General features: G+C 38.9%; 18 protein-coding genes. All 18 read left to right on the top strand.

Translation table 11 applies throughout. The features are described from left to right. Positions 1–144 precede the first annotated feature (144 nt). Positions 145–720: a TetR/AcrR family transcriptional regulator gene (locus BDR01S_RS22110; RefSeq protein WP_066255863.1), complete on the top strand. Its 576-nt coding sequence runs from the start codon at positions 145–147 to the stop codon at positions 718–720. Between the two features lie 39 nt (positions 721–759). Beyond that, on the top strand, positions 760–1,074 hold the full coding sequence (locus tag BDR01S_RS22105; RefSeq protein WP_066255859.1) for a thioredoxin family protein: 315 nt from the start codon (positions 760–762) through the stop codon (positions 1,072–1,074). Positions 1,075–1,155: 81 nt separating this feature from the next. Then, positions 1,156–1,497, top strand: coding sequence for an ATP-binding domain-containing protein (locus tag BDR01S_RS22100; protein WP_066255855.1), 342 nt, complete (start codon positions 1,156–1,158; stop codon positions 1,495–1,497). Positions 1,498–2,322: 825 nt separating this feature from the next. Then, positions 2,323–2,760, top strand: coding sequence for a heterocycloanthracin/sonorensin family bacteriocin (locus tag BDR01S_RS22095; RefSeq protein WP_335582582.1), 438 nt, complete (start codon positions 2,323–2,325; stop codon positions 2,758–2,760). Positions 2,761–2,915: 155 nt separating this feature from the next. Then, the gene (locus BDR01S_RS22090) at positions 2,916–4,868 is read left to right on the top strand and encodes a putative thiazole-containing bacteriocin maturation protein (RefSeq protein WP_066255850.1); all 1,953 of its coding nucleotides are present in this window, start codon (positions 2,916–2,918) and stop codon (positions 4,866–4,868) included. Then, entirely contained in the window at positions 4,868–6,808 is a 1,941-nt protein-coding gene (locus tag BDR01S_RS22085) for a TOMM precursor leader peptide-binding protein (RefSeq protein ID WP_066255848.1), read from the top strand. Before BDR01S_RS22090 ends, BDR01S_RS22085 begins: the two co-directional genes overlap by 1 nt. 23 nt (positions 6,809–6,831) lie before the next feature. Next, a complete protein-coding gene (locus BDR01S_RS22080) occupies positions 6,832–8,415 on the top strand; it encodes a SagB family peptide dehydrogenase (RefSeq protein WP_066255845.1) in 1,584 nt (527 codons plus the stop codon). A 265-nt stretch (positions 8,416–8,680) separates the two neighbouring features. Beyond that, positions 8,681–8,890 (top strand): hypothetical protein, encoded by a 210-nt coding sequence (locus BDR01S_RS26105; protein WP_066255842.1) that lies wholly within the window; start codon positions 8,681–8,683, stop codon positions 8,888–8,890. 392 nt (positions 8,891–9,282) lie between these two features. Then, the gene (locus BDR01S_RS22070) at positions 9,283–9,996 is read left to right on the top strand and encodes a FadR/GntR family transcriptional regulator (protein WP_066255839.1); all 714 of its coding nucleotides are present in this window, start codon (positions 9,283–9,285) and stop codon (positions 9,994–9,996) included. Between the two features lie 45 nt (positions 9,997–10,041). Further along, entirely contained in the window at positions 10,042–11,019 is a 978-nt protein-coding gene (locus BDR01S_RS22065; protein WP_066255836.1) for a fumarylacetoacetate hydrolase family protein, read from the top strand. A 176-nt stretch (positions 11,020–11,195) separates the two neighbouring features. Continuing rightward, positions 11,196–12,782, top strand: coding sequence for a bifunctional 3-(3-hydroxy-phenyl)propionate/3-hydroxycinnamic acid hydroxylase MhpA (gene mhpA / locus BDR01S_RS22060; protein ID WP_066255834.1), 1,587 nt, complete (start codon positions 11,196–11,198; stop codon positions 12,780–12,782). A 224-nt stretch (positions 12,783–13,006) separates the two neighbouring features. Then, positions 13,007–13,891, top strand: a complete 885-nt coding sequence (locus BDR01S_RS22055; RefSeq protein ID WP_066255833.1) for a VOC family protein — start codon at positions 13,007–13,009, stop codon at positions 13,889–13,891. Between the two features lie 133 nt (positions 13,892–14,024). Further along, positions 14,025–15,233: an acyl-CoA dehydrogenase family protein gene (locus BDR01S_RS22050; protein ID WP_218007891.1), complete on the top strand. Its 1,209-nt coding sequence runs from the start codon at positions 14,025–14,027 to the stop codon at positions 15,231–15,233. Positions 15,234–15,425: 192 nt separating this feature from the next. Further along, a complete protein-coding gene (locus BDR01S_RS22045; protein WP_066255827.1) occupies positions 15,426–15,932 on the top strand; it encodes a flavin reductase family protein in 507 nt (168 codons plus the stop codon). Positions 15,933–16,027: 95 nt separating this feature from the next. After that, a complete protein-coding gene (locus tag BDR01S_RS22040; RefSeq protein ID WP_066255825.1) occupies positions 16,028–17,206 on the top strand; it encodes an acetyl-CoA C-acetyltransferase in 1,179 nt (392 codons plus the stop codon). 315 nt (positions 17,207–17,521) lie between these two features. Beyond that, on the top strand, positions 17,522–18,325 hold the full coding sequence (locus BDR01S_RS22035; RefSeq protein WP_066255823.1) for an enoyl-CoA hydratase/isomerase family protein: 804 nt from the start codon (positions 17,522–17,524) through the stop codon (positions 18,323–18,325). A 99-nt stretch (positions 18,326–18,424) separates the two neighbouring features. Then, a complete protein-coding gene (locus BDR01S_RS22030) occupies positions 18,425–20,425 on the top strand; it encodes an acetoacetate--CoA ligase (RefSeq protein WP_066255820.1) in 2,001 nt (666 codons plus the stop codon). A 551-nt stretch (positions 20,426–20,976) separates the two neighbouring features. Then, entirely contained in the window at positions 20,977–21,150 is a 174-nt protein-coding gene (locus BDR01S_RS25500) for a hypothetical protein (protein WP_157406231.1), read from the top strand. The last annotated feature ends 520 nt before the right edge of the window (positions 21,151–21,670 follow it).

Here is a 21,670-nt window from a genome sequence, read left to right as displayed (position 1 = left end):
CCTCTGCCTTACTTGCTGGTGGTGCCTACGCCCACATTGCAAATATGATACAAAGTTTCGGAGATTAAATCTGAGCTCGTTTTCTTCAATGAAATTGGAAGTTTGTTAGGTAGTTTACAAGCTTGCCGATGAAGGTGTGTACATATGTCAAGAAAACAAGAAATTATCTCAATAGCCAGAATCGTTATTCATACAAAAGGTTACCAAGCAACATCTGTTAGTGATATTCTTAACGCAGCTAATATTGGAAAGGGCCAATTTTATCATTATTTTTCCTCCAAATATGATCTTGGATTAGCCGTTGTGGAAGACCTTATTCAGGAGTGGGATGGTCAGTTAATTAATGGAATTTTAAAATCAGAAGAAGTGCCTAAATCAAAGTTAAATAAGATGCTTGATTGGGCTACCACCTTTCACGCTGAAATGGAAAAAAAACGAGGTTGCCCAATTGGTAACTTAGCAATTGAAATGAGTGAACATGACGAATCCTTTCGTGAGAAAATACAACAATTTTTTGATCGTTGGTTTTTAGGAGTTGAAGAAGTCTTAGATGGCATGATCAAACAAAACCAGCTAGATTCTGCTACTGATACTAAAAAAAGTGCTCACACGATAGTGGCCATGATTGAAGGTGGAGTATTGCTAATGAAAAATCAACAAGACATCAAACTGCTGGAAAATGTCTTTGATGTGATTCGTAAGCAGTATAACCTTGTATAAAGAGAACATACTTTATGGGGAATTTTAGGAGGGATAGTCATGAAACAAGTGAAAACTGAGCAAGAATATCGTGATCAAATAACAGATGATCAACTAACGATTGGAATTTTTACAACAACATGGTGTCCAGACTGTAAACGTCTGAATATGTTTATTGATGAAATTACAGAAGAGAATCAAGACAAACAATGGATTAAAATCGACAAGGATGAGTTCCCGGAAATTGCTGAAGAACAAAATGTTATGGGTATCCCATCTTTATTAGTCTTTAAAAATGGAGAAAAGCTTGCCCATTTGCATAGTGCAAATGCCAAAACTGCAGATCAAGTAAGAGAATTCTTAAAAACAATATAAAAAGAGAGGATGTTCCAAAAAACTTGGAGCATCTTTTTTGTGTGAGTAAAAAAGTACCAGGCACTATCCAATTACTGGAGGATGCCTGGCACTTTTTGGGCGGTAAAACATCGAAGCGATAATGAAACAGTTAAAAAGATGATTTTGGAAAGTTCTTTGTTTATAACATATTTCAAGAATCTCGAATTGGCATATGCTATCACTGTTCATAAATCTCAAGGGTCTGAATACAAGTTTGTTCTTTTACCCGTGGTTAGTAGCTATGGGCATATGCTACAGAAAAATTTACTTTATACAGGAATAACAAGGGCTAAAAAAAGGTTGTGGTTATTCTATGAACAAGAAGCATTAATAAGAGCGGTGGACCCTAATTCGGTTGTTTATCGTTATACTTCATTAGCAAAACATTTAATAGCAGAATAGATTTAATTTGTAGGAGTTGAAATCATGAAAGTGGCCTTTCGTTATTTGAAGAGCACCTTGAACAAAAGACGAGAAAAGAGAAAGTTAAAAACATATTTAAAACAAATAAAAAACTAGCAACGGTTACCTACCAATTTAGTACTTAAAATGAACTGGAAGGAATTAATTTCTATCTGTGAACGAAATCTCGATACGGAAAAAATGCAACTTCATAGTATTTTATTACAAATAGGTAAGAGAACCGAAAAGGTTACTAGGAAGCCATTTAGCAACAGTACCGAATCAAATTTGGACATGCAACACGAGAAAGGGCGCTGTAGTTTGTTCATTGCTATAACTGCGTACATTTGCACAGTGGCATTAATTTTGTGACACCTAAACAGTGACATACGGGAGCTATGTAGAGGTTCTCAAAAAGCGAAAAGAAGTGTATGAGCAAGCCAAAAACGTCCTGAACGTTCATCAGGATCAACTAAGGGACTAGAGTCCACATGAATCAGTACAATAAAATTCAATGAAAGAAACAAAAGAAAGCATCCAAATAGTTTTTCTTCAGATGTGCTGAAATCCCCTCTGACCTTCTCCAAAGAGAACAGAATTTCTGTTCTCTTTGGAGAAGGTCAGCAAGCAAAGCGCGGTGAACAAGGTGCCAGGAACCATCCAGATATTGGATGGTTCCTGGCACCTTTATTATCTATCAACCACAAGTGCTTCCTGTAATGAAGCAACATTTTATGATATTTTCAACGTAAAATAGGCACTTAAATCAGTGGCAATGACCTAACATGAATCATAATTTGTTGAAGAGAGTACACGTGGTATCTGATGTTTCATTTACACAAAACTGACAAATTACCTTCGTTCTACTCTCCTTTCAGGTGTCGGTTTAACCTGATTATTAAATACAAAGGGGAGGACAAAATGCAAAATTTTCAAAATGAACTACAAATGTTAGGAATGGAGAATTACCAAGTTGGTGAGATAATGCCTATGGATTATCAGGGTCAAGATTCGCTCCAGTTTGGCGATATGCGTCGTTGTGGTGGATTTGGTCGTTGTGGCGGATTTGGTGGTGGCTTTGGTCGTTGTGGTGGCTTTGGTCGTTGTGGTGGCTTTGGTCGCTGTGGTGGATTTGGTCGTTGTGGAGGTTTTGGCGGTCTTGGTCTTGGTCTTGGTCTTGGCCTTCTTAGCTGTTTTGGCTGTGCTGGCTGTGCTAGCTGCTTTAGCTGTTCTAACTGTTGGGGAGGCTGGGGAGGCTGGTAGTCCTTCGGGGAAATTTTGTTATTTTATGAAAGGAAAGTGCTCCTGCATGATCTATCGCAGGGGCACTTCTTTTTTTAGTTAATCATAATGGACAAATAAAAGCACATAAACTGATAGTGCATAATTAGGAACGATTAGAATTGAGGAGGAGCTGAATGACGAAACTGAACTCATACTCACGTCTCAAGGTAAAAAGGGATACATTTTATCTACCTGATCCAGAAGGTGGTGTGTATTTTAGAAATAACGTAAGCTCATTCCGTATGGAAGGCGGTACGATCTATCAATGGATTGAAAAGCTGATGCCGGTGTTCAATGGGGAGCAAACATTGGAAGAGTTGACAGAGGGATTAACGCCCCAGTATCTGAACAGGGTATATGAGATTGGAGAAACGTTGTACAAGAACGGCTTTGTTCGAGATGCAAGTCAAGATACTCCACATCAATTAAATAGCACTATTCTCGAAAAGTATGCTTCACAAATTGAATTTATTGAGAATTTTGTAGACTCTGGTGCATACCGTTTTCAAGAATACCGTCAGGCTAAAGTTCTGACTGTCGGATCTGGCCCCTTTATGGTTTCGCTGGCTTCTGCATTAATTGAATCAGGGCTTCCCAAATTTCATTTCATGATAACGGATTCAGTACCTACAAATCGATTGCGGATTAATGAACTAGTGAAGAATGCCAACCAGGCTGACTCCGAGGTAGAGGTAAAAGAGGTACCATTTGAAAAAGGAGAGGGAAGGAATTTTTGGCAAGAAGCTGTGCAGCCATATGATTGGATATTATATGTCTCCCAGGATGAAAATATAAAAGAACTTAGGGATCTAAATGAGGTTTGCAAAGAGGAGAAGAAGGCATTTCTACCTGCCTTATGTTTAGACCGAGTGGGGCTTGCGGGTCCATTGGTTCATCCGGAATCAGAGGGATGCTGGGAGTCCGCATGGCGTCGTATCCATCAATCTACATTGCAAGAAGATCGGCAGCTACAAACATACTCTTCAACAGCGGGATCGATTCTGGCAAATATCACGGTATTCGAATTTTTCAAGAAGGCTACAGGAATTGCAAGTTCAAATCAGAGTAATCAAATTTACCTGCTTGATCTTGAAACGCTGAAAGGAGACTGGATTTCATTCATCACACATCCATTGGTTACGAATAAAAGTGTTTCTCCTAGACTGGTTGAAGATCTTGATGTAAGGCTCGAGCAAGAGCGGAGTAAAAAGGAACCATCGAGTAACCTTTTGGAATATTTCAGTTTATTAACTTCAGAAGAAACAGGGATTTTCCATACCTGGGAGGAAAGAGACTTAAAACAGCTTCCTCTTTCGCAATGCTATGTTCAAGCAGTAAATCCAATGTCGGAGGGGCCGGCAGACCTCCTGCCAGAGGTGGTCTGTTCGGGTTTTACACATGAGGAGGCAAAAAGGGAAGCCGGACTGACTGGTATTGAAATGTATGTTTCACATATGATTAAGGGATTCCGAGATCAGAAAGAGAAAGCTGATGTGAACATAGCAGGAGGATTTATCGGCATTGGTGCAGGAGAAACAATGGAAGAGGCTGTTTGTCGTGGCCTGCAAGCCAATTTAGAGGAGGAATTGATCAACAGAAAGATTGATCATGATCAACAGAATACTATTTTTCATGTACAACTAGGAAAGATAGAAGATCAGCGCTGCAGGTTTTATTTAAATGCTCTGACTACCTTACATGGTGCACCGACAATCGGTTTGGAAAATGGAATACTAGGCTTCCCTGTGATATGCGTAAGGTCGCAAGGCCATCGGTACACTAGCACAGGTTTAAATACAACGTTGGCTTTACGGAATGCATTGCAACAAGCGCTTTTGGATACTCAAAACCAGGTGAATTCAACAGATAGGAAAGCGGAGTCAACTGTTTTTCTGAAAGAAAAGGAAGTTAAACTCGAAATTCCATCTTGTGAAGAAATAACAAAATTAGAACTATTACAATCCTCCGTCCAGATCCTGAACGGAAACAGTAAAAGGCTCTTCGTCTATGATCTTGCGTTCGAACCTTTTTTAAAACAGGAACTGGCAGGGGTGTTTGGGGTGCAGGTACGAGAGGGGGAATCCTAATGGTCGCCCATATTCTAATTTACGGACAGGGTTTACTAGCGGATTTTGTCCATGATCAATTGTCTGGCAACTATCTCGTAACGCGACAAAGCATATTAGAAGAGGTTCCTGAAAAAACGGAATTAGCTCTGGTGCTCCACGATGCCTGGCATCCATCGGCTCATCAGAAAGCAGAAGAAAGGTTCAGGGCCATAGATATCCCTTGGCTTCGGGGTTTCGTTTCGTTTGGGGAGGGAATCATTGGTCCATTAGTACACCCCAATATGCCGGGATGTTCCCGCTGTGCTGACATACGGCGCATGATAGCTGGGCCCGATCGCCAAGAAATGTGGGAGCTTCAGAGGAGAATGGCATCTGGAGAAGGTGTACTGCGAGATGCATGGACATCACGAACGGGACTATCGCAAATGGCAACTTTGATATCTAAAGAAGTGCAGAGGGTTCTTCAAGGGGAACCGAGCAACTTAGAAGAAAGAGTGTTCATTACGAATCTGAGAACGTTAACAAACTCTAGTCACCTTTTCTTGCCTGATCCATTGTGCCCGATGTGCAGTTCATTACCTGATGACACATCGGAATTAGCTCAAATTACGTTAGAAGCTAGTCCTAAAATTAATGGTGGTGGTTATCGCTGCCGTTCGATGGATGAATTAAAAACAGTGCTTGTCAAAGATTATCTTGATTTTCGTACTGGGGTCATGAATGGGAAAATGCAGGATTTCACGCTGCCGTTTGCGGATGTTTTAGTGAATATGCCGCTGTTTGGAGCGGATGAGGGAGTGGGAGGAAGGTCCAATTCTTATGAAATGAGTGAGTTAACTGCCATTTTGGAAGGTTTGGAGCGATATTGCGGGATCACGCCTCGAGGCAAAAGAAAGGTAGTTCGTGATAGTTATCATAATTTAGCGAATCAAGCATTAAATCCTACAAGAGTAGGTTTACATGAAAAGGATCAATACGAAAAGTCTGATTTTCCGTTTAAACCGTTTCATCCTGATGACCCAATGAATTGGGTATGGGGCTATTCGTTCTTACAAGAACGTCCTATTCTGATTCCGGAGCTACTCGCCTATTACAGTTTGGGCTATGAGGAGGGCTTTGTTTATGAAACTTCTAACGGATGTGCATTAGGGGGAACTTTAGAGGAAGCCATTTTTCATGCAATTATGGAGGTCGTCGAACGAGATTCATTCTTGTTAACCTGGTATGCCAGGCTCTCCCTTCCGCGTCTTGACCTTAGTTCTGCTAACGATAAAGAATTACAGCTGATGGTCGACCGTATACGTGAGGTGGCGGGATATGACCTTCATTTTTACAATTCGACGATGGAACATGAGATTCCAAGTGTTTGGGCAGTGGCGAAAAACAGAAGATCCAAGGGTGTAAACCTCATATGTGCAGCCGGAGCTAACCCTGATCCAGTAAGGGCTGTAAAAAGTACGATTTACGAGCTGGCAGGAATGATGTTTAGGCATGACGAAAAATTGGAGAAAAACCGGCAGAAATATGAAGAGATGCTCCAAGATCCGTTCGCCGTGCGCAACATGGAGGACCATGGCATGTTGTACGGTCTGCAAGAAGCAGAGGAACGACTGAATTTTTTATTGGATGATCAACGTCCGTTACGTACGTTTGCTGAGGAATTCAAGCAGCCGCCCGCAAATACTGATTTGAAGGATGATCTTCAGGATATTCTTAAGAGGTTCCGCAAGTTAAACCTCGAGGTCATCGTGGTTGACCAAACAACACCGATAACCAAACGGAACGGATTATTCTGTGTAAAGGTATTGATTCCTGGAATGTTACCAATAACATTTGGGCATCACCTTACCCGTGTGAAAGGGCTGGAGAGGGTACTCAAGGTACCCATGCAACTAGGGTTTACGAAGCAACCATTATCGTATGAACAGCTTAATCCATATCCCCATCCGTTCCCATAATTGAAGAGTAGGAGGACTTAAGATTGGAGATGGACACATTTCTACACCATCTACATTTTGACACGGATAAAATCTTTCCGCCGGATTGGCAGGTGGATTGGGAAAACGCACCACTTCCTTATAAACTGTACCGTGGCTTACCAGAGATTCCTCTTACCGCAGATGTACCGTTAGTACTCAAGAGAAGAGAAGCTGATCTAAAACCCAGCCTGATGGAGCTTGGTCATTTCTTATGGTATGCATACGGCCTAACTCAATACTCTCAATCCGCTTTAAACGAGGAACCCAAGGGAAAAGCTGTGAGCTTTGCCCAGTCAATAAGGAGATTTGTTCCCTCTGGAGGGGCACTGTATCCCAATGAATTATATGTGTATTTAAAGCTGGAAGATACTCCAGAGGGAATTTACCATTACGATGTGGCACATCATCGTCTCATTTTGGTGCGAGAAGGAAATTACGATTTCTATTTATCCAGAAGCCTTGAAAATAGCTATAATATTTCTGACTGTTTTTGCACCGTTTTTGTCTCGACGATTTTTTGGAAAAATTTCTATAAATACAATAATTTTTCCTACAGGCTCCAAGGGTTAGATGCAGGTGTGTTAATTGGGCAATCGTTAGAAGTCGCCAATCGGATGGGATTCTCTTCACGGGTCTGCTATCAATTTCTTGATCGGTCTATCAATCATTTGTTAGGACTATCCGAACAGGATGAAAGTGTATATGCGGTTATCCCATTAGGTATTAATCAATCTATCAATTGTGTTGATCACGATTATAATAAAGAAGAAATGGTTTCTGCCACAGAATTATGCCGGGAAGTGCCATTGTTGAATCATATTTCCTCTAACCGTTCAAAGAGAGTCATTGATTATCCTATGCTGAGAAAACTTAATGAAGCATCCATGTTCGAAACAACACAGTCATTTGTAAAGATAAAGAAAAATACTAGTGTGAAACCTTCCTTAGGTACAGAGATGATCTTGATGCCAGTTACGGAGTGCTTTTCGTACGATCTCGCATCCGTTTGCAGGAAGCGGTATTCTCCTGATAACGATTTTATGATAGGAAAAGTGAGCCAAACACAACTATCCACTTTGTTAAAAGAGACATTTTCCTTCTCGTATCAGAATGACCTTGATGATACACAGGAGAATGTTGAGTCTCGTGTTTCTTTGTTTGGCAGTTTTTATAATGTGGAGGGAGTTCCAAATGGTGCCTACTCTTATGACAATAGCGCTCATGCGCTTCGGAGAATAACCCAAGGGGATTACCGGCAGTTTTTACAATTTGGATTAACAATGCCCAATGTGAATCTGTATCAAGTTCCGCTCTGTATGCATGTCGTTGGAGACAAGGATCACCTCAAAGAGAAATTGGGGTATAGAGGATATCGCATTCAACAGATGGAAGCGGGCATCCTCGTACAACGAATGCTCTTGGTGTCGTGTGCCTTAGGGATGGGGGGGCATCCACTGCTAGGATTCGATGTGAACCAATGTGATGAACTTTACAGGATCGATTCGAAAGGAAAAACCAGCTTGATCCAAATCCCGGTGGGTCCATACCGTCCACGCGCCTGGTTAAAAGGGGGTTTGAGTAGCTAGGAGAGACAAGAGTAACACTTTGTTTTTAATGGAGGAATAAATAATTATATAGCAGTAAGGATTGCATAGGGGCTAGGGAGGACCGTTGAATACCGTTTACAATGTCATTTTGAAGGAAGGCAGGAAATCCCCTAGTTCACTAGAGTAAAGGGGATTTTTTTTTGTTTACCAAAGGTACAGTGGGGACTGACCCCGATTTTGGTATCTACTATTTCAATTAGATGGTAATATTTAGTTGCGATATTTTTATGAAAGGAGGTACACAATGGAAGTAATTTTAACAAGTGTTTTTTCGGCTATCATTATATTTATTACTGTTTTTTATATGATGAAGGCATTCATTATCGGTTATAAGAGGAATCAAATATCACTTAGGAAATTTATTGTTTTTTCAACTTCTTCAATTGTAATAGGTGTTATAGTTGCTTCTGTATTACCCTTTGGTTATCTAAAAATATTTGATTACATATACTGACAAACTATTTTAAAAGAAAGACCTTCCTAATCGAAGGTCTTTCAACTCTTTATAAATCAACAACATCTGATTTAGGTACCTGAGTGTTAGTAACAATGCTAAGATTGCTTTTGTTAAGATATTCATAAAAATTATTAGAAAATTTGAAAAAATAGGTTGACGAAAAAATAAATATTATTTATTATAATTATCAGATAAGTAATATTTATTACAACAAGAATTACTCTTTAACTTTCTTAATCATAAGGGGGTGTTAAAGACTTTGAATAAAAAATGAATACGCTTCCATTATTGAATGGAATCCTATTTTTTAACCTTCTATCCCAAAAGTCGGAATACCATTCTTGTTGTGGTAATGTTAGAACATAGTAAGGATAGGAGTGTAACGTGTTATGAAAAATAGAAGTGAACAACTAGTTTGTGAGCTTGGACGTAAAATAGTAACTGGTGAGTTTAAACAGGGAGAAATCTTACCAAAAGTAGAGGATTTAGGTGAAATTTATAATGTAAGTCGAACAGTAGTCCGTGAATCATTTAAAAGTTTATCTACTTTGGGGCTTGTTAGGTCTAATCAAAGAGCTGGTACCCAGGTACTTCCACGTTCGGAGTGGCAATGGTGGAATTTGGAACTCATTAACTGGGTCCTTGAAGATGAGAAAAATCGAGATTTTCTGCTGCATTTAACAGAAGTTAGAATGGGTCTGGAACCCATGGCAGCAGCACTAGCAGCACAAAGAGCAACCGAGCAGGATTTGATCAACATTAAAGATGCTTTCAATCGGCTCGAACAATCAATCGGAGATGAAAAGGCATGGGCAAATGCCGATTATGATTTCCACGAAAGTATATTAAGTGCTTCTTACAACGATCTAATCATTAACACTGTTAGAACTCTTCGAAAAGCGCTAGTTATTAGCCGAGAGAAAACATTAAAAGCAGCAATGGATTATCCAGAATCGCCTTTTGATACGCCGACGAACGAAGTATTAGAAAGGCATCGTTCTATATATGAAGCAGTTATGGCGCGTGATGAAAAATTGGCACACGATACAATGATAGAATTAATCCTACGAGTTAAGAGGATATTGGAAAAAATATATTCATAGTTTCTTTGAAGGACATGAACCAATTAAATTTAGGAGGAGTTAAATATGGGAGTTCAAGTTGTAAGATTTGAGAAGGAAAATAAAGAACAGTGGGGCGTTGTATCAAATAATAGTATTCTCGTATTAAGGGATACCTATTCTTCTTTAGCTCATTTTTTAGAAGAAGGTGTCGAAGCTGCTAGAAAATTAAATGAACAAGGACAAGGAGAATCTCTTTTATTAAATGAAGTGAATATCTTAAGCCCTGTGACCAAACCGGCAAGAATTGTCTGTCAGGGTGCCAATTACTCATCCCATCGTGCTGAAGCTGGACTAGAAGCGGCTCGGCCACCATATAACATGTTTTTTAGTAAAGCAGATAGCACACTTTGTGGTCCCTACACGGAGATTATTCGTCCATCTCATGTTAAACTTCTAGACTATGAAATTGAACTTGGGCTAGTCATTGGAACTGAGATTTCTTCATCTGTTGAAGTGACAGAAGAAAACCTTCACCAATATATTGCAGGGCTTGTCATTATGGATGATGTTTCTGCTCGAGATGTACAACTCTCTGAGGGACAATGGTTAAAAGGGAAGAGCTACCGTACTTTTGGACCTACAGGACCTTATTTTTACTTACTTGATAAAGAAGAGGTTCCACTCATACATGATCTCGAATTAAATTTATGGGTAAATGATGAATTACGTCAATCGGCAAATACGAGTCAATTATTATACAAACCTGCTGAAACGCTAACAGAGCTTTCAGAAATTATGGATCTTTCAAAAGGTGATTTGGTGATTACAGGTACAACTGGCGGAGTAGCACTAAATCTTAAACCAGAGACACTAGGGCAGCTATCAAGCCATGTGGTCTCTTACGCTGAGAAAGTAGATTTACTTGTTGAAAGTCAAATAAATAACGGTAAATATCTGAAAGATGGAGATGTTATTCGTTGCCAAATTAAGAGTAAAGATGGAAAAATTAACCTAGGTGAACAAGTTAATAAAGTAGTTTCTAGTAAAGTAGCAATTTCTTAAAATTGTATTTATTCAATACGCTGGGATTAAATATCCCAGCAACCCCTAGATCATACATAAATAAATTTAACTTCCATGTAAATAAATTAAATTAGTTTAATATTGCAAAAGAATGTATGCGTTTACAAAATGGAGTTTCAAGTAAGTTTAAGAATATTTATTTAGGGGTGTGGATAATGAAACAAGAAATGGTTGACGTGGCAATTGTAGGTTACGGACCTGTAGCAAAGCTTTTAGCCTCATTACTTGGTCAAAAAGGATGGAAGGTTGGAGTATATGAAAGATTTTCTGAACCATATCCACTTCCCCGGGCTGTTCATTTGGATGATGAAATAGCTAGAATGTTGCAATCAATCATTCCAAAAAATGAACTTGAAAGAATTTTACAACCAGTCCCTGATTTATATGAATGGCAAAATGCTGAACGGCAATTACTCTTGGGCCTAGATTTTTCTCAAGATGGAATTTCTGGGTGGCCGGGACATTTATTTTTCAATCAGCCAGAACTTGAAAGAGTGATGGATGTTGCTTGCCGTAAACAGCCTAGCATAAGCGTGCATATGGGAAATGATGCAATTGAGTTAAAGGAATTTGAAGATCATGTTGAGCTCATTGTGAAGGACATACAGGGTGAAAATCGTTCAATCCATGCAAAATACGTTGTTGGTTGTGACGGCGCGAATAGTTTTGTTCGTAAAAATATGGATCATACGATAACGGACCTTGGATTTGTTGCTGATTGGCTTGTTGTTGATATCGTTACTAATGAAGAAAGAGAATGGACCCCGATGAATTTACAGCTATGTGATCCAGCCCGCCCTACAACAGTCGTTTCAGGTGGCCCTGGGAAAAGACGCTGGGAATTCATGGCTCTGCCTGGAGAAACAAAGGAAGACCTTAATAACGAAGAAGTAGCCTGGCGCTTACTTAAACCTTGGAATATAACTCCAAATAACGCTGTATTAGAACGGCATGCTGTTTATACATTTAAGGCATTATGGGCGAATGAGTGGCAAAAGGGACGACTCATTTTAGCAGGAGATGCAGCTCACTTAACGCCACCATTCATGGGTCAAGGTATGTGCTCTGGTCTTCGTGATTCGATGAATTTAGCATGGAAGCTAGACCTTATTCTAAGTGGAAAAGCTGCAGAGTCTATTTTAGAGACGTATACAGTGGAGCGTAAACCTCATAATCGTGACGTCGTTGAAGCAGCCTTGTTTTTAGGAAACGTTATTTGCGTAACAGATCCGGAAGCAGCTGAAAAAAGAGATGAAGTATTCCTAACAGGTGTTGTCCCGGAATTTCCAGAATTTCCATTTTTAACTGAAGGCATTCTCTGCCAATCAGATGACAGAATGAATAATAAATACACCGGGAAACTTTCGTTTCAAGGTCGGGTGGAATATGAAGGGAAGACAGGATTATTTGATGATGTAGTAGGAAATGGATGGACGATTATGAGTCCTGTGAATCATCCAAAGAAGGTATTAAGTGAAGAACAGATTCAATTTTTAGAGGATATCGGAGTGAAATTTATTGAAATTTCAGAGTCATCAGACGGCAAAGATGCATTATCTGATGTAGTTGTCGATGTCGATGGAAAATACAAACAGTATTTTAAAGAAACAGGTCTTGAAGCTGTTGTGGTTCGACCAGATTTTTATCTATTTGGTGGTGCAGAAAGTTTAGCTGATTTACCATTACTTGTTGAAGATTTATCTAAACAAATCAGTAGATTCCTGATTACAGCAACTGTTTAAATACAAACAAAGCCTGTTTTTTAATACAGCTGCTGACTCAGAATAATGGACTGGCATCCATTATGGTTCGTTTCTAATTTGCTTGGGGGCAAATTAAAAACAAATACGACAATACGACTTTAGCAGACTCGGAAAGTCTTGATTTGAATTATATCATATTCTCTTCAAGAACGTTTACCAAAGGATTTGAGTATCTATTATTAAATCACATGGAGGAATGGGATATGTCAAAGGTAAAAGTTTTTAGATTAACCTATGTTGATTTTTATTCAAAAAATACAGATAGCATGGTGGAATATTATACAAATACAATGGGTTATCGTATTTCAGAAGAGGTGGACGGGGTTACTTATTTAAGCAACGCTCTCGACCATCACAATATCGTAATTACTCCTTCAGATAAAAAAGGTATTCGCCGCTATGGATACCAATTAGATGGCAATCTCAGCTTAGAAGAAGTACAGGAACAGCTACACGTACAAGGAATCAACTCTACTATTAAAGTTGATGTCAAACCAGGTATTTCAAGATTGATAGAATTACAGGACCCTGCAGGAAATACCTTGGAATTATTTACGGAAATGGAGCAAACAACCGTTGGCTTTGGTACTTCAGGGATTGTTCCTCATAAATTAGGACATGTCGCGTTTTATGCGAAGAACTATCAGAATACCATAGAATTTTACCGCGATGCTTTAGGTTTTAATTTTACAGATAAAATTGGAGAGGCTTTCGCCAATTTCTTATCTTGTAATACAGATCACCACACATTAAATATTGTAGCATCTGACGAAACTCGTTTACATCATATTGCTTTCCAATTAAAGGATGCCAGTCATCAATGTGCAAGTTCAGATTTATTGGCTAAACAGGGTTATCCAATTCTTTGGGGCCCATCCCGCCATACAGCTGGACATAATATTGCAACCTATCATCATGACCCAGACCAAAATGTAGTTGAGTTATATACAGACATGGATATATTAATTCCAGAACTCGGCATTTTCGAACCACGTCCATGGCACGAGGAGCTGCCGCTAAAACCAAAAGTTTGGGAATCACTGAGTGCTTGGGGAACAGAATTTGAAGTGGATTTGGCCAAGGTATAATAGTGCAAAATGAATGACGACAACTAACGCACCAGCTTAAGAAACAGTTGCCAAAATTAATGTCAGTATTATTCATTTGAAGAATGTTATTATTTTTATCAAAATTAATTTATTCTGAAGGGAATTGAGTATAGTGACAAATGAAAATAGTGTAAAAGACCGAACCAATGAGGCTGAGGAGCTAGTTAAGCGTGCAGGAGAGTTTGTTCCCCAATTACGTGCACAAGGAAAGGAAATTGATGATATTCGTAGAATTCCAGAAGAGACAATTGAAGCTCTTAATAAGGCAGGATTGTTCAATCTGACTGTTCCTAAAATCTATGGCGGTCATCAAGTAAACATTCGTACATTTATTGATGTTAATTCTGAAATAGCACGTGGAAATGGTTCTGCCAGCTGGGTTACGACATTAACAAACGTTTGTAACTGGCTTGTGGCTACCCTTTTTCCAAAGGATGTGCAACAGGAAGTCTTTGGAGATGGAAATGCCCGTACTTGTGGGGTACTTGAACCTAGAAAATGCGAGATTCGTCGTGTTGAGGGCGGCTATGTAATTGATTATGGTTTTTGGGGATTTGGTTCTGGCTCACTACATGCAAATTGGGCTGCACTAGGTATCCCAATCGTGGATGATAATGGGGAAATTATTGACAATGGTCTAGCGGTCATTCCAATGAAGGATGTCGAGATTAAGGACGATTGGTACACTACGGGTCTGCGTGGCTCTGGAAGCAATAGTCTTGAAGTAAGGGATATCTTCGTTCCTGAACGAAGGGTAGTTTCGGTTTCAAAGGCAATTAATGGCGAATATCAATCAGGTTATTCAAAAGAAGAAACACTATATCACTCAGCTTTGGTACCTGTATTAGCCCTTGTGCTGTTATCGCCTCCACTTGGCATGGCTCGCGCTGCGTTGGAAGTCTTTCTAAACAAACTGCCTAATCGAAAAATTCAATATACATGGCACAACTCGCAAGCTGAAGCGACCGTTACCCATCTAAAAGTAGCCGAAGCTGCAATGAAAATTGACTCCGCACTTTTACATGTTTACCGTGCTGCCGATGATATTGATCGATGGGCTGCTAGTGGTGAATATATGGATTTTAATAATAGAGCACGCGTTCGAATGGATTCTGGCCATGCCGTTAGATTATGCTGGGAAGCCATCGATATTCTAGCATCTGAAAGTGGCGGATCGTTGATTGCGGAAAATAACCTTTTAGCACAAATTATCCGTGATGCACGCGGTGCGACAAATCACGGAGTTATTGTTCCTACTACAAACCTTGAGTTATATGGACGAATTCTTTGTGGTCAGGAGCCTAATACGGTTTTAATTTAATTTTTTCTTAGACTAAATGAAAACGTATTATCACTAGAAATTTATCGAAAATTAAATTATCAAGTACCAAAGTTTAGCCGTCTGTTCAATTGGGATCTGACTGATATCCGAGAAAGGGTAGAAATCAGATCCTTCTTTTCAATTTTGTTAGTCTGGGAAAATCTGATCGATAGTATAGAAGGAGTGAAATAGATGGAGAAACAAAATCAGCAAAACCTTTTTAAAGAAGTTATGGGAAATTATCCGACTGGAGTAACGATTGTTACGACATGTGATGAAGATGGTAATCCCGTCGGACTTACAGTAAATTCATTTGCATCCGTTTCCCTTGATCCACTGCTAATTTTATGGTCGATAGATCATCGTGTTTCTTCCTTGAATGCTTTTAAAATGGCAGATGGTTTTGTCGTCCATGTGCTCGCTGGTGACCAACAAAAGCTTTGTCAACTATTTGCCAGCAGAAATTCTGATCGCTTTAGCAGCTGTAATTGGAGCCTTTCATCACAAAATCTGCCTATCCTCGAAAATACATTTGCAGTACTAGAGTGCAAAAAGTATAAGCAAGTCGAAGCTGGGGATCACACAATTTTAATCGGAGAAGTAACGAATATAACGGTACATGAAAAAGAACCGATGCTCTACCATCGCAGACATTTCGGTCCAATTCCTGCTGAATTTCATTCTGTCCTAAATAAGTAGGTAAAAAGTCTAGATGCAAATAACTAATAACTATGATTAATATTTTCAGAGTCATTCATTCTTAAATCAAACTATAAATGGTGGGGGAAGGATAAATGAAAACTTATTTAGTAGATGGGGCAAGAACTGCTTTTGGTACCTTCGGAGGATCATTAAAGGATGTCAGTGATATTGAACTAGGCGTGGCAGCAACTAAGGAAGCCATTAAAAGAAGTGGAATTCCTGCTTCAGATATTGATGAAATTGTGTTTGGCAATGTTATACAAACTGGAGAGGCTTCTGCGTATTTGGCAAGACATATTGGTTTAAAAAGTGGAATGATAGAGTCATCCTCCGCACTAACTTTAAATCGTTTATGCGGTTCAGGACTCCAGTCCATCGTAACTGGTGCACAATCAATTGCCTTAGGTGAGGTAAGAGTCGTTGCTGCTGGAGGAACTGAAAATATGAGCTTGGCTCCTCAAATTTTGAAAGGTACTCGCTTTGGTTCACCAAATAAGGCACCTGTGGTAGTTGATATGCTTTGGGAATCACTGATTGATCAATATGTTGGCTGCGGAATGGGAATGACGGCAGAGAATCTGTCGGTGAAATATGATCTATCTCGAAAAGAACAGGATGAATTTTCGGTTTGTTCACAGGAAAAGGCGATCAAAGCAAGAGAGAGCGGGCGCTTTGCGGAAGAGATTGTACCAATTGTGAGGAAAGATAGAAAAGGAAAAGATTTAGTAATTAAGGTTGATGAATTTATTAGAGACGGAGTAACTGTTGAAAGTTTATCCAAGCTAAAGCCAGCATTTAAAAAGGACGGAACTGTAACACCTGGAAATGCTAGTGGTATAAACGATGGGGCAGCAGCCGTTTTATTAGCTTCAGAAGATTATGTCCATGAACATGGGTTAAAACCACTAGCTAAAATTGTTTCTTGGGGAGTAGCAGGGGTTGATCCAACCATTATGGGGATTGGACCTGTTCCAGCAAGTATCAAAGCACTAAAAAATGCTGGATTATCCTTAGGTGATATAGACTTGTTTGAGTTTAATGAGGCATTCGCGGCCCAATCTTTAGCTGTTATCAAAGAGTTAGGGATAGATAGGGAAAAAGTAAATGTCAATGGAGGAGCAATTGCTTTGGGGCATCCTCTTGGTGCAAGCGGTACAAGAATTACATATTCATTAGCACTTGAAATGAAAAAACGAAATGTAAAGTACGGTTTAGCCTCCCTTTGTATTGGCGGAGGTCAAGGCATTGCCATTATTTTAGAAAGTGTGTAAAACTTTTATTAAAATTCTGTGTTATAACCGAATGTTGATTTCAATGTGTTTGATAAATAAACGGAAAAATTCCGTTTAAATTGGGAAATACCCATATTTCCTTAAAAATAAAGGAAGCTTTTCCGCTTATATGATCCAAATTCTTGGTTTTTGCCTTATTTAGAGCAGTTAATCGGAATATCTCCGCTTATAACTGCTTCTTAAGCTTACTCTATATACATTAGCCGGAAATTCTCCGACTATCAATCCTCATACCTTCACGATAATCAACAATGAATATTAACATAGCCTATTAAAAAGAAAGTAGGTTTAAGAGTGGAAAATAAATTTGTTCAGTTAACTATTAAAAATCATATAGGTATCGTTACATTAAATCGCCCGGAAGCTGGGAATTCCATCAATTTACAAATGGCAAAGGAACTGATGGATGTTGCAATTTTTTGTTCGGAGAGCGAAAAAATTAGAGTCGTTGTCATAACAGGGTCTGGAAATAAGTTTTCAGTCGGGGGAGATTTAAGAAGCTTTGCCGAGGAAGGTGAACAAATTAGCTCTCATCTGAAAAGTGTTACAGCCTATTTACACCAAGCCATTTCCTATTTTACTAGAATGAATAAACCGTTTATCGGAGCGGTAAATGGAGTCGCGGCGGGTGCGGGAATGAGTCTGGTGTGCGCCTGTGATTTGGCCTATGCCTCTGACCAGTCTAAATTTGTGATGGCTTATAATCGGATTGGACTAACACCTGATGGATCGGGGAGTTACTTCTTACCGCGTATTGTCGGTATGAAACGGGCACTTGAGTTAATGTATACAAATCGAACATTGGATGCAAATGAGGCTAGTGAGTGGGGAATTATCAATCATGTTGTTGCCAATGAGAAATTAATAGAAGTTGTCCTTGAATTAGCAGAGAACTTAGCAAATGGACCAATGGATGCATATGGAGAAACCAAAAAACTTTTTTATCACTCACTACATGAAACACTAGAGTCTCAAATGGGTAAGGAGTCTTTAGTACTTGCGGAAAGGGCAAGCAGCAATGAAGGAAAAGAAGGAATTACCGCTTTTCTGGAAAAACGTGAAGCAAAATTTTTAAAAGAAACCATTTCATCAAAATAAAGAATTTCAAATACCTATTAACGACGAATTTGAATATGGCATAGTTAGGCGCATGATACTTAACCAAAGCTTGGATTGATTTTGATAGGGGGGATAGGCTTGAAGACCGCAAATGTTAGTGGAAATATTCTCTGGGAACCCTCACGTGAAATTCAAAAAAATTCAAACATAAAGAAGTTTATGACATGGCTGGATGAAACGCGTGGGCTAAAGTTTGAACAGTACAATCAACTATGGGAATGGTCTGTTACAGACCTTGAAGGATTTTGGTCAGCGATTTGGGATTATTATAAAATTATGGCCAAAACGGATTATCATGAAGTATTATCTGGCAGTAAAATGCCTGAAGTCGATTGGTTTTCTGGTGCAACATTAAACTATGCAGAACATGTATTCAGGAATGAAACTCCAGAAAAAGCTGCTATCATATATAAATCGGAAATACGTTCACAACAGGAACTTTCATGGGCTGAACTTAAAAAGAATACAGCTGCCATTGCAGGTTATTTAAAGTCTAAAGGGGTTAAGCCTGGTGACCGGGTTGTCGCATATGCACCAAATATTCATGAAACCGTAACAGCATTTTTGGCATGTGCCAGTATCGGAGCAGTCTGGTCAAGTTGTGCACCGGAGTTTGGCATCCAGAGTGTTATTGATAGGTTTAAACAAATCGAACCAAAAGTAATGATTGTATCAGATGGCTACCAATATGGTGGAAAGAAATACAATCGACTTGACTTAGTAGGAAGAATTCAAGCAGAATTACCTACTTTGGAAGAAACAATCATTATTCCTTACTTACAAGATCAACCTGATATGTCTGGTTTGAAGAATTCTGTTCTTTGGAATCAGGTTTTAATAGAAAATAATAATGAACCATTGACCTTTGAACCTGTTCCATTCAATCATCCGCTATGGATTTTATATTCATCCGGAACCACAGGAAAACCAAAGGGAATCGTTCAAAGTCAAGGTGGAATCCTGCTTGAACATTTGAAATTCCACGGACTACAAATGGATTTAAAAAGCGAAGATCGATTTTTTTGGTACACGACCACAGGTTGGATGATGTGGAACATTGTTGTTGGTAGTTTGCTTACCGGTGCGACGGTCCTATTATATGATGGAAATCCAAGTTATCCGAATGATGAAACATTGTGGAGGTATGCGGAATCTACAAAAATGACCATGATGGGCACCAGTGCAAGCTTTATAGTGGCCAATATGAAATCTAATGTGAAACCAAAGGAATTTAATCTCTCCCACTTAAGAAGCATTGGCTCAACAGGTTCACCCTTACCTGAAAGTGGGTTTGAATGGGTTTATAACCAAGTAAAAGAGGATATTTGGCTTTATTCCACTACTGGCGGAACAGATATTTGTTCTGGTTTTCTTGGTGGAAGCCTGTTATTACCCGTTCACTCTGGAGAAATACAAGCTCGATCATTAGGAGTTGCAGTAAAATCCTTTAGTGATGCAGGAGAAGAAGTAGTTGATGAAATTGGGGAACTTGTGGTTACAAAACCGATGCCATCAATGCCGATTTATTTTTGGAATGATGAGACTGGGGAACGCTACAAAAATAGTTATTTTGATATTTTTCCTGATATTTGGAGGCATGGTGACTTTATTAAGATTACCTCTAGGGGAACTGGAATCATGTACGGCCGGTCAGATGCAACCATAAATCGCGGCGGTATTCGGATGGGGACAAGTGAAATATACAGTGCTTTAGAAAGTATTCCAGAAGTGCAAGATAGTTTAATTGTGGACATACCAATTAATAGTGAACAATCATACATGCCATTATTTATCGTTGTTAAAGAGGGTACTCAATTCTCAGATGAATTGAAAACGCATATTAACAAAACGATTCGACAAAACTCTTCCCCAAGGCATGTTCCAAATGAGATTTTTAGTGTAAAAGAACTGCCTAAAACGTTGAACGGCAAAAAAATTGAGGTGCCAATTAAGAAAATATTAATGGGAATTCCCATCAATCATGCTGTTAACTTAGATTCATTATTAAATCCAAAATCGTTACAATATTTTATTGAGTTTCAAAAATTGATAGAATCAGGGAATATTTATCTGAAATAATTGCTGTAATATTGGTCAATAATTTTTGTAATGTTAATTGTTTTTTCAATATGTAAAAAAGGCTTCATTTAAATGTCAGCCTTTTTGGGTTCTTATTAGTATCGAAAAAACTCGCTTGCTAGTTTAATCGTAGCCATTCTGTCATTTAACCGAAAAAAATAATCCACCCTTGAGTTGAAGGCTCCGGTGGATTATTCCCTCATTTGCCGATCCCTTAGAGGGAACCGTCTATTGCTTGACCGAGGATGTCCCAACATGTTTGGTCTTTTTTATTAATGTTTCTTTATTACAAGTAAAACCTATGAACAGGAAAATGAAAACTAAGGAATACAGTTTCAGAATCAAGATGCCTGGCGATTGCCGAAATGAGAGCCAAAACGCGAACATATATTTTAAATTCTGCCGAATGTTTTTTGTGTGTGATGACCATCACGAAATTTTCTATATTACCGTCGTATGCTTTAAGAAGAGTAAATAAGCTGCCGCCGAAGCCATCATGGAGGATAAGAATCTCGGATGAACGGTGAAGGAAGGCTGATGAGGAATTGACGATGGAGACTACGAACATTGTATTACGTGCTCCACTCCAACAATTAAAGGACGAGCATGTGGTGTTGCGGGCAGATATGGATAATTTCTATGAGATAACGGAAGAGATAGAATTTAATTCGGGTCCTGCTGTGGTTCAACTGTTTTCGAAATCATCCGAAGTCAATAGAAAGTAAATACTCGTAAAAAGCTTTCGCTGCCCTTCAAAATCTACATTTAATCCATTGTCTGAAATTCTTTCCTTAAGATGTATAGATACTTTTGTAATACCCGCCCTCCGGAAGGGAAATAAGTCCAAGATTCGAGATTAATGATTGTATTTCAATTTTGTTCATGTCAAAATCCTTTCTCAATTTCGTTCCTATTGAATTTGCAGCAGAAGAAAAATCAAGTATCATCATACGATACATGACAGGATTAATCAAAGCTGGAGTTAATCTTTAGATGTTATGAAGGCAACTGTTTTCGGAGTACCAGATGCCAAATGGGTAGAAAGTGTCAAAGTAGTTATTGTATTGAAAGAGGGCCAAAAGGCGAGTGAAGGGGAGCTTATTTAATATTTCTAGTTTTCGATTATTAAAAAAGAATGAATATACATTCAATTCTAATGTAAAATAGGCAGGTCGCCAAGTATTTTTTTGAACATTAAAGGTCAGTCCCCCAGTAAACTAAAGCTTTAACGCACCAGGGGACTGA

The organism is Neobacillus drentensis NBRC 102427, assembly GCF_001591445.1.
Classification (GTDB): Bacteria; Bacillota; Bacilli; order Bacillales; family Cytobacillaceae; genus Neobacillus; species Neobacillus drentensis.
Note: the sequence above shows the minus strand (reverse complement) of the source record. Positions and strands in the feature narration are given on the sequence as shown.